We start from the raw sequence: 14,604 nt of genomic DNA, 5'->3' as shown, positions 1-14,604 counted from the left end.
ACAAAAAAGGCAGCGCCGCAATTGGCGCTGCCTTTTTTCATGGTTTTTGCCGTCCTTTTACTGCCTGCTCAAAAGCAAAGGCATACTCAATCAATGCCGGTTCGCTGAATGCATGGCCTGTAAATGTTATGCCGAACGGCTCGTGATTAGAAGAGAAACTAAAGGGAACGGTGATGGATGGAAATCCGGCCGCCGCTCCGATATTGCAGCCGAAATCCTGCGGCAGTACGAGCGCATCAGCACCTAATTCTTTCAGCGTTGCACCGATTCCCTGTTCGGCTGCTAAATAGCGGTTCCGTTCCAACGCTTCTACGTATTCACGTTCATTCAGCTTGCCGCTCATGCTGTTGGCCTGCTCGAGAAGATTCTGGCCAAACTTCAGCATGGTTTCGGCATGTTCTTCATTAAAGGTCATCACGTCTTCCATCGACCGGATCGGATTTTGCGGATTGGATTTTGCCAAATATGCATTGAGATCTGCTTTAAATTCGTGGAGCAGAACAGCAAATCCCAAATCGTCCTGATCTGCTCCCAGGTCGACGTTATCAATAATCTCCGCTCCGCAGCCGCGCAGCGAGTCCAATGCTCTTTCAAATTGCTCCAGCTGCTCTTTTGGGATGTCTTCATCGAACAGGTTTCTCGGCACGCCGAATGTCACGCCTTTTAAGCCGTCTTTATTAAAATGACGCTTCCAATCGTAGCCTTCAAATTGCTCGGCCATGGCAGAGATGGGGTCTTCCGGATCTTGGCCGATCAGTGCTGCAAAAACAGTGACTGCATCCTCCACGGTGCGCGCAAGTGGCCCTGGAATGTCCTGTGTATGGGACAGCGGAATAATGCCGCTGCGGCTAACCAAGCCGACCGTCGGTTTGATGCCGACTAAACTGTTTTGGGCCGCCGGATTGATTATGGAACCTGAGGTCTCCGTTCCGATTGCAGCAGCTGCCAAGTTGGATGCAACTGCTGCTGCAGAGCCGGAACTGGAGCCGCCGACGTCAAATGGCCCGTACGGATTTTTGACTTGCCCGCCGCGGGAGCTATAGCCGTTGGGCATTTTATCCGACATGAAATTGGCCCATTCCGTCATATTCGCCTTGCCCAGGATGACGGCTCCGGCTTCCCGCAATTTCGCGGCGACATGTGCATCCTGCAAGGCATAATGGTCTTTCAAGGCAAATGAACCTGCACTTGTATGCATTTTGTCTGCTGTATTCATATTATCTTTCACTAACACCGGGATGCCGTGCAGCGGCGACCGTTCGCCTTTATGCGCCCGCTCAAAATCGAGCGCCTGCGCAATCTGCAGCGCATCCGGATTGAGTTCAAGTATGGCCGCAGTATTTTTGTCGCGCCGCGAAATATTCTCTTTGTACATCAGGACCAGTTCTTCTGACGTCAATGTTCCGTTCCGCATTTCCTGCTGCAGCTCAGAAATGGACATTTCATCTAAACGGTCCCGGCGGAATTCTTCCAGTTTTTTATGATGCATGCCGTTTCCTCCAATTCTTCTATTGATCAGTGCCTATCCAATTTTTTGTATTGAAAAAAGCCGGAAGGCTCCGGCTTACGCTTCTTCTGTATATGTTTTCATCAATTCATACAAAGACAATTCATATAGCTGTCTGCCGTCAATTTTAAAGACATTCTGCTCGACCAATTGCTCAATGATGGTTGATCGTTTATCTTCGAATTTGGATTCTGGTATTTGGTCCATTGGGTTCGTTCTCTCCTTGTTGAAGTCTCCCTTTTCTTTACCACTAATGTGTTTTCGTGAAACCTAATAAACGACTAATTTACTTTAAAATCGAATCCACAGCCAATTTCGCAATCGTCGCATTTGAAAGAATAAAGTTGTCCACTTTTACGTGCGAGAAATTCGGAATATGCTCTTCCCGCTCCACCTCAACTGTTGTATGCACTTCAGGCGAAATGCGTTCAACAGCACAGGCAATCATCAAGGATTTTCCGTCAGCCAAAACCTGGTCTTCGATTTTATCATCGGAAAAAATCAGCAAAGCATCTGCCTGTTTCACATTGGCTTTGTCCAATACTTCCCCGTCGGTCGCTCTGCCTTTAATAAAGTGAATGCGCTCATGGGCTTCTTTCGCTTTGTCGATGGTATCGATAACGACAATCTCGACTTTCGGATCTCTTGCTAAAATTTCTTTGATGGCGTTTTCCGCTTTATGCGACCAATCAATGATGACAATATGGTTTTTCCCCTCGTACACCAAACCACCGCTTTCTTTTTGTCTTCTGTAAAGCGTGATGCTGTCAATCGCTTTGCCGATAAATGTCGCAAACAACCCGATGCCGACAATGTAGAGAAAAATGATTGTATAGATTCTGCCAAGCGCCGTCACTGGATATAAATCGCCGTAACCTACTGTCAGCATCGTGGTCATCGTAAACCAGAGAGCGTCAAAGTTCCCAGCAAAAGTTTGCGGCTCAATGAGCGGCAGCAGCAATGTACTCAGCAAAATCAGTACCGCAGTGCACGATGTCAAGATTACCCAAGAAAGGGTCGTCGCTTTAAAGTACAGTTTTTTTAAAATGATCATCAGTTTCCCGTCCCTTTCTTTTTTGACAGAAAATTCATTTTTCCTTTAGTATACACTTTCTGCCTGCTGGTGTTTGTCATTATTCAGAAAAAAGCGGCTCTCTAAAAACAAAAAAGCCTGACGTCCTTAAGGGACATCAGGCTCAGCCTAGCACTCTTTAATTTTTCAAAACAATGTCGTTTTGCTGTACATCATTCAACTCGAAATTTTCGAGCAGTGCACGCACTTCCTCGGTAGATTTGGTGTTCATTAATTGATTTCTCAATTCGCCCGCTCCCCGGAAGCCTTTGACATATATTTTAAAGAATCGATGAAGCGCCGTTACGGAACGGGGCACTTCTTCAATGTATTGATCATGCAGATCCAGATGCAGGCGCAGAAGATTGAGGTATTCCTCGCTGCTGTGTTCTTGCGGCTCTTTTTCAAAAGCAAACGGGTTTTTGAAAATCCCGCGTCCGATCATGACGCCGTCCACTCCGTACTGTTCCACAAGTTTCAGCCCCATTTCCCGGTCCAGGATGTCTCCGTTAATGGTGAGCAGCGTATCGGGTGCGACGCGGTCACGCAATTCTTTGATTTCCGGAATCAGCTCCCAGTGCGCATCGGCCTGGCTCATTTCTTTTCGGGTGCGCAAATGGATCGACAGGTTGGCAATATCCTGTTTCAAAATATGCGTCAGCCATTCCCGCCATTCCTCTATTTCGGAATAACCCAGTCTTGTTTTCACACTGACCGGAAGCCCACCTGCTTTTGCTGCCTGGATAATTTCTGCCGCCACATCCGGGCGCAGGATCAGGCCGCTGCCTTTTCCTCTCGTCGCGACGTTCGGAACCGGGCAGCCCATATTCAGGTCGATTCCTTTAAAGCCCAATTCTGCCATGCCAATGCTCATTTGGCGGAAGTTCTCGGGCTTGTCTCCCCAAATATGGGCAACCATCGGCTGTTCATCTTCCGTAAACATCAAACGTCCGCGTACACTTTTCTGCCCTTCCGGATGGCAATAGCTTTCTGTATTTGTAAACTCCGTGAAAAACACATCCGGCCGTCCTGCTGCGCTGACGACATGGCGGAATACCACATCCGTCACGTCTTCCATGGGAGCAAGCACGAAAAACGGCTTCGGCAAGTCTTGCCAAAAATTCTCTTTCATTGCACTACCAATCCTTTCGTTTGAAAACAAAAGCAGCTGCTTTAAAAGTACAAGCCGGCACTTTTAAACAGTCTACTTTTGAATCAATCCGTATTCAATTCACTGTCATTTATGATTCATCTATGAAAAGCATTTCGATAATGGTTATTCAGCCAATTCCAGCCACGCCACTGCTTCGCAGTGCGTAGACTGCGGGAACATATCGACCGGCTGCACTTCCTGTGTGCGGTAGCCGCCGTCTTCTAAGATGCGCAAGTCGCGTGCCAGTGTCGCCGGGTTGCAGGAAACGTAAACGACCCGTTTTGGACGCTGCTTCAAAATCGTCTGCAGCAGCTGCTCATCACAGCCTTTGCGCGGCGGATCGACCATCAGCACATCGGCCGTTTTGCCTTCTTTATACCAGCGCGGAATCACTTGTTCTGCAGGACCCGCTTCAAACAAAGTATTCGAAAAACCGTTCAGAGCGGCATTGCGTTTGGCGTCTTCAATTGCCTGAGGCACGATTTCAACACCCATGACAAATTTAGCACGTTCCGCTAAAAACAACGAGATGGTCCCGATGCCGCAATATGCGTCAATTACGGTTTCATCTCCAGTCAATTGCGCGTATTCCAATGCCTGTCCGTACAGCACTTCCGTCTGTTCCGGATTGACTTGGTAAAACGAGCGGGCAGAAATTTCAAAACGCACATCACCGATGCGGTCTTCAATAACGTCTTTGCCCCAAAGCGTCAGTGTTTCATTGCCGAAAATGACATTGGTTTTTTCTCCGTTGACGTTCTGGACGATGGAAGCCACTTCAGGAACAAGCGACCGGATCAATTCGACAGCTTGGTCTCTTTGTGGGAATTTCTTTTTCTTGGTGACTAACACCACCATGATTTCACCGGTTGCGCGCCCTTTGCGGACCACAACGTGGCGAAGCATGCCGCGGTGCTTTTCTTCCTCATATGGCTCGATGCCCATTTCATGGAGGTTGTTTTTCAAGCCAGTCATAATGGTATCGGCTTCCGGTGTCTGTATCAGGCAAATATCGGTATCCGCAATATTGTGCGAACGCGTCTGGTAAAAGCCCGCCACAACGCGGCCGTTGTCTGTGCCAAAAGGGATCTGGGATTTATTGCGGTAGCGCCACGGATGTTCCATGCCTTTGACTGGATGCACCGGCACGTCCGGCAATTTGCCGATGCGCGTGATGGCGTCGCGGACCAATTTCTGCTTGAATGTCATCTGTCCTTCATAGGACAAATGCTGCACCTGGCAGCCGCCGCATGTATCAAATACCGGGCAAGGCGCCGTTACACGGAACGGCGAAGCCTGCTCGATTTGGATCAATTTTGCAAAGCCATAAGACTTTAAAGTTTTCAAAACATGGACCTGGACATCTTCCCCTGGCAAAGCGCCCTGGATAAAGAGCGGATAGCCGTCGACTTTGGCAACGCCCGCTCCGTCATGCGTCAAATCTTCCACATGAACAAGCAATCGGTCATTTTTTTGTACTGGTTTCAATTCGTTCACTCCATTTCACATTTCACCATTGTACCACAAAAGAAAAGCGAAAGTGACCGTTTAGATTCGATACGCAAATGATGGATCAAATGCAGTCAAAGGCATTTTCCACTGACAATTACAGCATCAAAAAACGCGGACAGGATTTTCCCTGCCCACGCTGATTATTTGTCTTCTTTTGACGCTGCTCCGTCTTTCAGGGAAATCCAGAAACCAAACACAATGGATCCGATCAACACTAAAAACGGTGCATAAAATATAAAGAAATCTTGCATTCCTGTTTCCTCCTTACGCGTGGTAATCCGATTTCCCTTTGACGTAGTCTTTATCAAACAAGAACAGACGGAACAACAGATACAGTGATGGCAGCAGCAAGCCAAGCCCTGCAATAAATGCAATGATCAAGGCAATCGCCATCGATTCGTTTGTGAAACTGTCATAAATCGTCAAATAAGGATACAGCAAATACGGATAATGCGAGAAGCCGTATGCGAAAAACGCTGTAAAGAATTGACCAACCAGCAAAATGAATGCCCAGCCGTAATTCCGGCGTTTCCAAATCAAGTAGACGGTGCCGATGAACAACAGGAACGAAATACCGAATACCCACCATAAATCAAGAAGGCGTGCGTAATGTTCCGCATTGTGGGCACGCAGCTCAAAAATGATGCCGGTAGCGGTAACGATGGCCGGACCTGCCCAGATCAGCGCATATTTGCGCATCAATTCTGTGGCTTTGACGTCTCCGGCTTTATCTGCATACCATGTCAGGAATACGGCAGAAATGTAAAGAACCGCGGCCAAACTCAATACGACGATGCTCCAAGTTAACGGACTAGTAAACAGCGCCCAGTAATCCAGATACGGCTTGTCGTTTGCCATTTTGATAAACCCGCCTTCAGACATAGCCAGTACGGGAGACAGGGAAGCCGGGAGCAAAAGCCCCGACAAGCCGTACATAAAGATATATCCTCTATGGTTGATTTTTGCCCCGTACGTTGCAAAAGCGTAATACGATCCGCGAATAGATAGCAGGACAAGCGCGATGCTCGCCGGCACTAAGAGCGCCGTGCCGTAATAATAAGCTGTCTGCGGGAAAAACCCGATGATGCCGACAAAGAAGAAGACGAAAAAGACGTTCGTTACTTCCCATACCGGCGATAAATAGCGCTGGATGATATTCGTTAAGATATGCTGTTTGTTCGTAAATGCACTGTAGGCGTTAAAGAACCCGGCGCCAAAGTCAATTGACGCCACGATGACGTACAAGAACAGGAATAGCCACAAGACGGAGATTCCGATTATTTCAAGTGTCAAAGTCATTCTTGTTCACCGCCTTTTTGAGCTTCACGGTCTGCAAGTTCCTTTTCAACCGGATTGCGTTTGTACATCCGTGATAAGACCACAATCGTTCCGGCTCCAAGAATAAAGTAAAGGCCAGCGAACAAAATAATCATCAAGTCGACTTGCCCGCTTGTTGTGGCTGCTTCAGAAGTCTTCATGTAGCCGCGCAGAATCCATGGCTGCCGCCCGACTTCCGTAAACCACCAGCCGGCTTCGATGGCAATCAGCGCCAACGGGCCGCCTGCTACAATCAGCCAACGGAACCATTTGGCTTTGATGAATGACCAGCCGCGCCATGCAGCAGCGACGTAAACAAAGGAGAAGAACGCTAGCCACATGCCGATGGTTACCATCGTATCAAACAGATAATGAATCCAAAGCGGAGGTATTTCATCTTTTGGAAACTCATTAAGGCCGGTAACTTCTGCATTTGGAAGACTGTGTGCCAGAATGCTCAGCGCATACGGAATTTTAATGGCGTATTTCGCTTCTTCGCCGTCCAGTACACCGAACAAAATCAGCTCTGCCCCTTCTTCCGTTTCAAAATGCCATTCAGCAGCCGCCAATTTTTCCGGCTGGTATTCTGCCAGGTATTTACCGGAGAAGTCACCGATCAATGCTGTCGCAATCGAGAACACTAATCCTAATTTCATTGTTAAGAACAACGCTTTTTTGTGATAGATATGATTGGAACCGCGGATCATCCGGAATGCCGCAATCGATGCCAGCAAAAAGGCGGATGTCATAAACGCAGTCGCCATCACGTGCGCCACTTTCGTCGGCATCGCCGGGCTCAGCATCGCAAGCAGCGGGCTGACATTGACCAGTTCGCCGTTCAATACTTCAAACCCTTGCGGTGAGTTCATAAATGCGTTAACCACTGTGATGAACAGTGAAGATGCGGCTGCGCCAAGCGCTACCGGAATCAGCAGCAGCAAATGCTTGCGCTGGTCTTCGAACCGGTCCCATGTATATAAATATATTCCAAGGAAAATCGCTTCAAAGAAAAAGGCGAAAACTTCCATAAACAACGGCAAGGCAATCACGTTACCCGCCAATTGCATAAAATCCGGCCACAATAAGGATAATTGCAGCCCGATGGCTGTTCCGGTTACGACCCCGACTGCGACCGTAATAACGAAACCTCGTGCCCATCGTCTTGCCAAAAGGATGTAGTGGTCATCGTTTTTCTTGATTCCTACCCACTGGGCAATCATGATCATTAGTGGAACGCCTACGCCTACTGTTGCATAAAGAATATGGAATGAAAGCGTCATTAAAGTCAATATTCGACTCAGCAGCGCTGTATCTTCAAATCCCATCAATTTATTCTCCTTTCAAAATCACTTTATTTCCCGTACTCGTCTCTACACCCCTATTGTACCTTATCTCTCCTTCTTTCTTGGTTTATAAACCCTATAAAAAGGCAATAATTAAAGGAGCTTTGAATAACTTGTGACAACAAAAAAGGGTCAAGCAATTGAAATATTTCTAAATATTTAGTATTCTATTAAGAACAATAAAAAAGGATGATGCAGCATGAGAACAAGACGGAAAGTATTTGCTTATATTACGAGAGGTCCCGAAGACCAGAAAGAATTATTGGTATTCGAACACCAAGGAGAACCGGAAGCAGGTCTTCAAGTCCCTGGAGGAACTATCGAAGAAGGCGAAATGCTGATCGATGCCCTGTACCGGGAAGTGCAGGAAGAAACCGGCTTGCCGCGTGCAGTACTGGAATTTGTGGGCAAGGTACACAAATACAATTATTATCCGGACCAGCAAGAAGATAAAGTATATGAACGAAACATCTTCCACTTTGAATACACAGGCGAGCGTGTCGATTACTGGGAACACACAATTGTCAGCGATGGACAGGACAACGGGCGGACATTCATGTTCCACTGGGAGCCGGTAGCCCATTGCCCGAAACTCGCTGCTGACCAGGATGCTGCGCTTGAATTGATGGAATAAGCGATTCATATGGAAGTAAGCTAAAAAACCATGGATTTTTATCCATGGTTTTTTTGAGCTTGTAGACAAAAGAATTTTCACACATGATAGCTGAATCAATATCCGATTGGATAGAAAATCCCGGATCCTCCGTTACAGCCGGACGCAGTCCGCGGGCTCGCGCCGAAATCCCGCTGGAGTCGCCGGCTTCCACTTTGGATTCTTAGCGTGGAGGCTACCCGGAGGTATCGCTTTTCTTCTACAATCAGATGGTGGAGAGTCAATCGGATGATCGTTCGCTTTCAAATGAAAGTGACACTCCCAACCGGTCCGGCCACGGAGACTCCTGTGGGACCAGCGAAAGCTGAAGACCCCGCAGGAACGTTAGTGACGAGGAGGCTGAAGCTGAGCCCACGGAAAGCGAAGTGGCCGGTCCGGTTGATTTTATGCATTGCTATACATTTCATCTAGCCTTTGTCTACAGTCTGAAAAAAACCATGGATTTTCATCCATGGTTTTTTTGTCTTTACTTATAGCAGAGAGGTCTTCACTCAAATATCACGAGGATCTGTTTTTTCATTCACAAATCCGATGATGTCCCCATTCGGCTTCACTTTCACTCCCGTTAAATACCCGTTGTATACAGCGCCTGTATCAATATTCCACGCACGGCTTTGCTCCTCGTACAGCGGTTCTTGACGCGGTGTGTGGCCGATGATTTGAAGTTTGCCGATATTCTTCAACGGGCTGCGGTTCCACAGAATGCCGTACACATCCCATTCAACCAGAGGATTTTCTGCCTGCAGAGAAATTCCCGCATGGCTGACAAACAATCCGTCGGTTTCAAAGAATAGAGGCCGGCTTCTCAGCCATTCCATGTCCGACTCAAAATCACGATTCGCCTGTTCGTATTGAGCGAGTGTTTCTGCTCCGCCTTGCCTTAGCCAATTCGGATTCGGACCATGGAAAACATGCTCTTCCATTTCGAGTTCGTGGTTGCCTTTCAAGAAAATGGCTTGCTCCGGCCAATCCGCATTCATTTGCCTCACTATAGCTACTACTTCAGGCGCGTGGTTTCCCCTGTCTATCAAATCCCCCACTTGGACCAGCACTTCATTTTCTTTGTCCCATTCGCGGGCAACCAACTGACTGAATGTGTGATAACAGCCGTGTACATCACCGATCACAAAATAATTCATCTCACCAAGCCTCCTTTGTTAAAAGAAAAAATAAAGATGCGAAAAGACCAAATCGATCTCGATCTGGCCTTTTGCTTATGGAAGTTCCACTCTTATTCTTGGTCTTGTTCATCAATTGCCGATAGCGGAACCATCACTTCGATATGGCGTGCATGGTTCACAAATGTGGCCGGCAGCAATCCGCCATATTCGCCGTCCAGATTCAAAAGAACCCGTTCATTGGAAGATACGGAAATTTTGCTGGCTTTTGCATAGATGACATGGGGATCGGATAAATGTTCTCCGCGCAGGGCCAAAGACGCGACCCGAATAAACTCCGCCATGTTTAATTCCTTTAAAATCAACAAAGTGAATTTCCCGTCATTAATGCTGGCATCAGGCGCCAGCTTTTCGAATCCGCCGACGGAATTTGTCAGTCCGATTAAAAACAACATGGCCTTGTCATCAAAAACCTGGCCATCGTATTCAATCCGGACATTGGAAGCACGGATGGATGGCAGCATTTCGATGCCTTTTAAATAATAGGCCAACTGCCCAAGCACCGTCTTCAGTTTGCTTGGAACTTCATACGTAAGTTCGGTCAATCTGCCGCCTCCAGCAATATTGATGAAATAACGTTCATTCATCATGCCGACATCGACGGGGATCGATTTGCCCTGAATAATGATATCAACAGCTTTATTGATATCCCGGGGAATCTGGACGGCACGTGCAAAATCATTTGTCGTCCCCATGGGAATCAAACCGATTTTCGGCCGGTTTTTAAATTGGGATACCCCTGCAACCACTTCGTTCAAGGTCCCGTCTCCACCAACAGCAACAATCAAGTCATAGTTTCTATTTACTGCAATGGAGGCGGCTACCGTGGCATCGCCTTCGCCAGTAGTGGCGTGGCAGGATGTTTCGTATCCCGCTTTCTCCATTTTTTCAAGCACTTCCGGAAGGTGTTTGCGGAACAATTCGCGTCCGGAAGTCGGATTGTAAATGATTCGTGCTCGTTTCATACCCCATTCAGCCTTTCTCAACGTTCTATAGAATAAGACTCCTTTAGTCAGCAGGAAGTTGCCATCAAGAAAACGCCGGCGGCTGGACCTAGAACTTTGCAGACTGCCCAGTCTTTGCCCTTAAACGTTTGCGCGTTCTTCTCGCTAAGAAAAAGCCGGCAGCGAGCCGGCTTCCTTCATACTTACTTCAATACGTCAAAAAAAGTCTTGCGCAAGTCTTCATAAACCGCCTGCCAAAAATCACTGTTCCAAGTAAAGCCATCGGATATTTCACCGATTACTGTTTTTAAATTCAAATCAAATTGAGGATCATCTTTTTCAGGAAGGACCGATCTTTTTTCTGTCACGAACTCCTGGACTTTTGGTGCACGCGGTCCCCAGTCCCCCAACACTTCGCCTTCTTTTGATAGGATGATGTATTTCGGAATGGAGCGGCCGCCGTTCGTCAAGTACTGGTCCATCAATTCCAAATTCTGATCGCGGTATACACAACGCACTTTTACATCCGCCGCTTCTGTAATTTTCCGCAAAATCGCATTGTTCATCATCGCATCGCCGCACCAATCTTCTGTAATGACCAAAACATGTGGCTGCTTTTCTTTTAATAAATTGATAAATTCCGGATCTTCCGGCAGTTCGAATTTCTCGAAGATGGAATAAGATTTTTCCTGGTTCGACTCCATTTGAGCCATATAGCTCTCTAAAGTAATCGCATTTTCAAAATACTGTTGTTCCGTTGACATCGTAAGATCACTTCTCCTTTATCCTGCTTTCATACCCAGTAGATTACCCTTCTTCCAGGCAGCAAAAACTCAAATAACACAACTTCACACGGTTCAGTATTTCAAGTGAAGTTTCTCTTTATCCTTAGTTTACTTGTAGTAAGTAGAAGCTTCAACCTATTTTAGCCTTTCGCCCGTTAATTATGAAGACATTAAAAAGATGGCCCGTGAAAGGGCCATCTCGTCATCTTATCGTTTTGCAATTTCTTCAAGCAGGATTTTATTGAGCAATGGCGGGTTTGCCTGCCCTTTTGTCTGCTTCATAATTTGGCCGACCAAGAAGCCGATTGCACGGTCTTTGCCGTTTTTGAAGTCTTCAATCGATTGCGGGTTGTTGTCCAAAGCAGCTGTAACAAATTCACGCAATGTGCCTTCGTCCGAAATTTGGACAAGCCCTTTTGCTTTGACGATGTAGTTCGCGTCTCCGCCTTTTTCAATCAATTCTTTAAAGACTTTTTTAGCGATTTTAGAAGAAATCGTACCATCTGTAATCAGCTTGATCATGCCAGCCAAACCTTCAGGCGCCAATTTCGTTTCGCTCAATTCTTTTTGCTCAGCATTCAAGTAAGCCGAAACTTCACCCATCAGCCAGTTAGATGCAAGTTTTGCATCAGCGCCGGCCGCAACTGTCGCTTCAAAGAAGTCCGAAATCGGTTTCGCCAGCGTCAGGACCATCGCATCATATGATGACAAGCCAAGTTCAGAAACATAGCGCGCTTTGCGGGCATCCGGAAGTTCCGGAATTTCTGCACGGACGCGATCCATCCAAGCGTCGTCAATGATGATATCGACAAGATCCGGTTCCGGGAAGTAACGGTAATCGTCCGATCCTTCTTTCACACGCATCAAAAGGGTTTTTCCTGTCGATTCATCGTAACGGCGGGTTTCTTGTTCGATAATGCCGCCTGAAAGCAACACTTGTTCCTGGCGGACTTGTTCGTGCTCGATTCCTTTGCGCACAAAGTTGAATGAATTCAAGTTTTTCAATTCCGTCTTTGTTCCGAATTCCTCTTGCCCGTATGGACGAAGTGAAATGTTGGCGTCGCAGCGAAGCGAACCTTCTTCCATGCGCACATCAGAAACGCCTGTGTACTGGATGATCGCTTTGATTTTTTCCAAGTAGGCATAAGCTTCTTCCGGCGTGCGGATGTCCGGCTCTGACACGATTTCAATCAGCGGCGTACCTTGGCGGTTAAGGTCTACAAGTGAATGGCCATTGCCGGTATGCGTCAGCTTTCCGGCATCTTCTTCCATATGGAGACGTGTAATGCCGATGCGTTTTTTCTCGCCTTTTACTTCAATTTCGATCCAGCCGTGTTCGCCGATTGGCTCATCAAATTGCGAAATCTGGTAAGCTTTCGGATTGTCCGGATAGAAATAGTTTTTGCGGTCGAATTTTGTGTGGCGGTTGATTTGGCAGTTTAATGCAAGCGCCGCTTTCATCGCCCAATCCACTGCAGTTTTGTTGACGACCGGCAAAACGCCTGGGTAGCCAAGATCGATCACGTTTGTATTGGTGTTCGGTTCTGCGCCGAAATGAGCCGGTGCAGGAGAGAACATTTTGGATTCTGTTTTTAGCTCGACGTGTACTTCGAGCCCGATGATTGTTTCAAAATTCATTGTGCAGCTCCCTCCCAAACTTGAGGAGTTTTTTTATGGAAATCGGTTGCCTGCTCGAAAACGTCAGCAACGCGGTAAACCGTTTCTTCATCAAAATATTTCCCGATGATTTGCAAGCCAAGCGGCAAGCCATTGTCAAAACCGCAAGGAACCGAAATCGCCGGCACCCCAGCCAAGTTGACAGGAATCGTCAAAATGTCATTCGCATACATCGTCAGCGGATCGTCGATTTTTTCGCCGATTTTAAATGCCGGCGTCGGCGTTGTTGGCCCGATGATGACATCGTATTGTTCAAACGCTTTATCGAAATCCTGTTTGATCAATGTGCGCACTTTTTGTGCTTTTTTGTAATACGCGTCGTAGTAGCCGGAGCTAAGTGCATATGTCCCAAGCATGATGCGGCGCTTCACTTCGTCGCCAAAGCCTTCAGAACGGGTATTCATATAAAACTCAAGCAAAGTGCCCGCTTTTTGGGTGCGGTATCCGTAGCGGATTCCATCAAAGCGCGACAAGTTGGATGAAGCTTCAGAAGAAGCGATCAAGTAATACGTCGAAAGAGCATATTTCGAATGCGGCAAAGAAATTTCTTCCCATGTCGCGCCTTTTTCTTCAAGCACTTTCAATGCATCGCGGACTGCCTGTTTGGCAGCTTCGCCGACGCCTTCTGCAAAGTACTCTTTTGGAACGCCGATGCGAAGCCCTTTGATGTCGCCCGTCAATGCAGCAGCGAAATCCGGTACTTCAACGTTTGCAGAAGTTGAATCTTTCTCGTCGTGTCCAGCAATTGTGTTCAATAGCAAGGCGTTGTCTTTAACCGTACGGGTGATTGGCCCAATTTGATCCAAAGACGAAGCATAAGCAATCAATCCAAAACGGGAAACACGGCCGTATGTCGGCTTCATACCCACCACGCCGCAAAATGCAGCAGGCTGGCGAATAGATCCACCGGTATCTGAACCAAGCGTAAACGGTACTTCTCCAGCAGCTACAGCTGCTGCAGATCCGCCTGAAGATCCGCCTGGTACAGTTTCAAGGTTCCAAGGGTTTTTTGTGTTTTTGTAATACGAGTTCTCATTGGAAGACCCCATCGCAAATTCATCCATGTTCAATTTGCCGACAATGACCATACCTGCAGCTTTGATTTTCTCCACAACGGTTGCATCGTAAATCGGGTTAAAGCCTTCAAGAATCCGGCTTGAAGCCGTGGTTTCAATGCCTTCTGTGACGATATTGTCTTTGACGCCAATCGGCAAACCGAATAACGGCCCACGCTCATCAAGAGGCGTGTCTTCCAATTGTGCGGCTTGCTTCAAAGCACCTTCTTTGTCGATAGCCAAGAAAGCATCAACTTTCGAATCAAGCTCTTCAATGCGGTCAAACGCCTGCTCCGCCATTTCAGAAATGGTCATTTCCTTTGTATGTATCAACTCTTGCAGCTCAGCTGCCGTTTTATCTGCTAATGCCATCTTTTTGCTCTCCTCC

At 47.2% G+C, this 14,604-nt stretch carries 14 protein-coding genes; 1 reads left to right on the top strand and 13 read right to left on the bottom strand.

Features of this window, described 5'->3' with window-relative positions; genetic code table 11:
• Positions 1-37 precede the first annotated feature (37 nt).
• The 8 genes from QWY22_RS05180 to QWY22_RS05150 form a co-directional block, all read right to left on the bottom strand.
• Positions 38-1,489, bottom strand: coding sequence for an amidase family protein (locus QWY22_RS05180; protein ID WP_300983424.1), 1,452 nt, complete (start codon positions 1,487-1,489; stop codon positions 38-40).
• Between the two features lie 75 nt (positions 1,490-1,564).
• Entirely contained in the window at positions 1,565-1,714 is a 150-nt protein-coding gene (locus tag QWY22_RS05175; protein ID WP_074511596.1) for a Fur-regulated basic protein FbpA, read from the bottom strand.
• Between the two features lie 79 nt (positions 1,715-1,793).
• The gene (locus tag QWY22_RS05170; protein ID WP_300983423.1) at positions 1,794-2,561 is read right to left on the bottom strand and encodes an ion channel; all 768 of its coding nucleotides are present in this window, start codon (positions 2,559-2,561) and stop codon (positions 1,794-1,796) included.
• A gap of 157 nt (positions 2,562-2,718) precedes the next feature.
• Positions 2,719-3,711: a tRNA dihydrouridine synthase gene (locus tag QWY22_RS05165; protein WP_300983421.1), complete on the bottom strand. Its 993-nt coding sequence runs from the start codon at positions 3,709-3,711 to the stop codon at positions 2,719-2,721.
• A gap of 144 nt (positions 3,712-3,855) precedes the next feature.
• Positions 3,856-5,220 (bottom strand): 23S rRNA (uracil(1939)-C(5))-methyltransferase RlmD, encoded by a 1,365-nt coding sequence (gene rlmD / locus QWY22_RS05160; protein ID WP_300983419.1) that lies wholly within the window; start codon positions 5,218-5,220, stop codon positions 3,856-3,858.
• Between the two features lie 164 nt (positions 5,221-5,384).
• Positions 5,385-5,495 carry a cytochrome bd oxidase small subunit CydS family protein gene (gene cydS / locus QWY22_RS19630; protein WP_407072354.1) on the bottom strand — a complete coding sequence of 37 codons (111 nt, stop codon included), beginning with the start codon at positions 5,493-5,495 and terminating at the stop codon, positions 5,385-5,387.
• Between the two features lie 13 nt (positions 5,496-5,508).
• Entirely contained in the window at positions 5,509-6,537 is a 1,029-nt protein-coding gene (locus tag QWY22_RS05155) for a cytochrome d ubiquinol oxidase subunit II (RefSeq protein WP_300984335.1), read from the bottom strand.
• Positions 6,538-6,539: 2 nt separating this feature from the next.
• A complete protein-coding gene (locus QWY22_RS05150) occupies positions 6,540-7,886 on the bottom strand; it encodes a cytochrome ubiquinol oxidase subunit I (RefSeq protein WP_300983418.1) in 1,347 nt (448 codons plus the stop codon).
• Between the two features lie 217 nt (positions 7,887-8,103).
• On the opposite strand from QWY22_RS05150, the gene QWY22_RS05145 reads away from it, so the two are divergent.
• A complete protein-coding gene (locus QWY22_RS05145) occupies positions 8,104-8,538 on the top strand; it encodes an NUDIX hydrolase (protein WP_036805912.1) in 435 nt (144 codons plus the stop codon).
• Between the two features lie 530 nt (positions 8,539-9,068).
• On the opposite strand, the gene QWY22_RS05140 is transcribed toward QWY22_RS05145, so the two are convergent.
• The 5 genes from QWY22_RS05140 to gatA form a co-directional block, all read right to left on the bottom strand.
• Positions 9,069-9,716 carry a metallophosphoesterase family protein gene (locus QWY22_RS05140; RefSeq protein ID WP_300983417.1) on the bottom strand — a complete coding sequence of 216 codons (648 nt, stop codon included), beginning with the start codon at positions 9,714-9,716 and terminating at the stop codon, positions 9,069-9,071.
• Positions 9,717-9,808: 92 nt separating this feature from the next.
• Complete coding sequence (locus tag QWY22_RS05135) at positions 9,809-10,720, bottom strand: diacylglycerol kinase (RefSeq protein WP_300983415.1); 912 nt, start codon at positions 10,718-10,720, stop codon at positions 9,809-9,811.
• A gap of 182 nt (positions 10,721-10,902) precedes the next feature.
• Entirely contained in the window at positions 10,903-11,463 is a 561-nt protein-coding gene (locus QWY22_RS05130) for a thioredoxin family protein (protein WP_300983413.1), read from the bottom strand.
• Between the two features lie 228 nt (positions 11,464-11,691).
• Entirely contained in the window at positions 11,692-13,122 is a 1,431-nt protein-coding gene (gene gatB, locus QWY22_RS05125) for an Asp-tRNA(Asn)/Glu-tRNA(Gln) amidotransferase subunit GatB (RefSeq protein WP_300983412.1), read from the bottom strand.
• Positions 13,119-14,588 carry an Asp-tRNA(Asn)/Glu-tRNA(Gln) amidotransferase subunit GatA gene (gatA, locus tag QWY22_RS05120; protein ID WP_300983411.1) on the bottom strand — a complete coding sequence of 490 codons (1,470 nt, stop codon included), beginning with the start codon at positions 14,586-14,588 and terminating at the stop codon, positions 13,119-13,121. Before gatA ends, gatB begins: the two co-directional genes overlap by 4 nt.
• Positions 14,589-14,604 lie beyond the last annotated feature (16 nt).

Source organism: Planococcus liqunii (assembly GCF_030413595.1).
In the GTDB taxonomy this organism is placed as follows: domain Bacteria; phylum Bacillota; class Bacilli; order Bacillales_A; family Planococcaceae; genus Planococcus; species Planococcus liqunii.
This window is presented reverse-complemented; position numbering and strand designations above follow the sequence as displayed.

Bases quoted from the DNA above. Each gene is read 5' to 3' on its own strand.
- QWY22_RS05150 (WP_300983418.1), bottom strand. From the start codon at position 7,886: ATGGGATTTGAAGATACAGCGCTGCTGAGTCGAATATTGACTTTAATG.
- QWY22_RS05145 (WP_036805912.1), top strand. From the start codon at position 8,104: ATGAGAACAAGACGGAAAGTATTTGCTTATATTACGAGAGGTCCCGAA.
- QWY22_RS05130 (WP_300983413.1), bottom strand. From the start codon at position 11,463: ATGTCAACGGAACAACAGTATTTTGAAAATGCGATTACTTTAGAGAGC.
- QWY22_RS05170 (WP_300983423.1), bottom strand. From the start codon at position 2,561: ATGATCATTTTAAAAAAACTGTACTTTAAAGCGACGACCCTTTCTTGG.
- QWY22_RS05165 (WP_300983421.1), bottom strand. From the start codon at position 3,711: ATGAAAGAGAATTTTTGGCAAGACTTGCCGAAGCCGTTTTTCGTGCTT.
- gatA (WP_300983411.1), bottom strand. From the start codon at position 14,588: ATGGCATTAGCAGATAAAACGGCAGCTGAGCTGCAAGAGTTGATACAT.
- QWY22_RS05180 (WP_300983424.1), bottom strand. From the start codon at position 1,489: ATGCATCATAAAAAACTGGAAGAATTCCGCCGGGACCGTTTAGATGAA.
- gatB (WP_300983412.1), bottom strand. From the start codon at position 13,122: ATGAATTTTGAAACAATCATCGGGCTCGAAGTACACGTCGAGCTAAAA.
- QWY22_RS05140 (WP_300983417.1), bottom strand. From the start codon at position 9,716: ATGAATTATTTTGTGATCGGTGATGTACACGGCTGTTATCACACATTC.
- QWY22_RS05175 (WP_074511596.1), bottom strand. From the start codon at position 1,714: ATGGACCAAATACCAGAATCCAAATTCGAAGATAAACGATCAACCATC.
- cydS (WP_407072354.1), bottom strand. From the start codon at position 5,495: ATGCAAGATTTCTTTATATTTTATGCACCGTTTTTAGTGTTGATCGGA.
- QWY22_RS05135 (WP_300983415.1), bottom strand. From the start codon at position 10,720: ATGAAACGAGCACGAATCATTTACAATCCGACTTCCGGACGCGAATTG.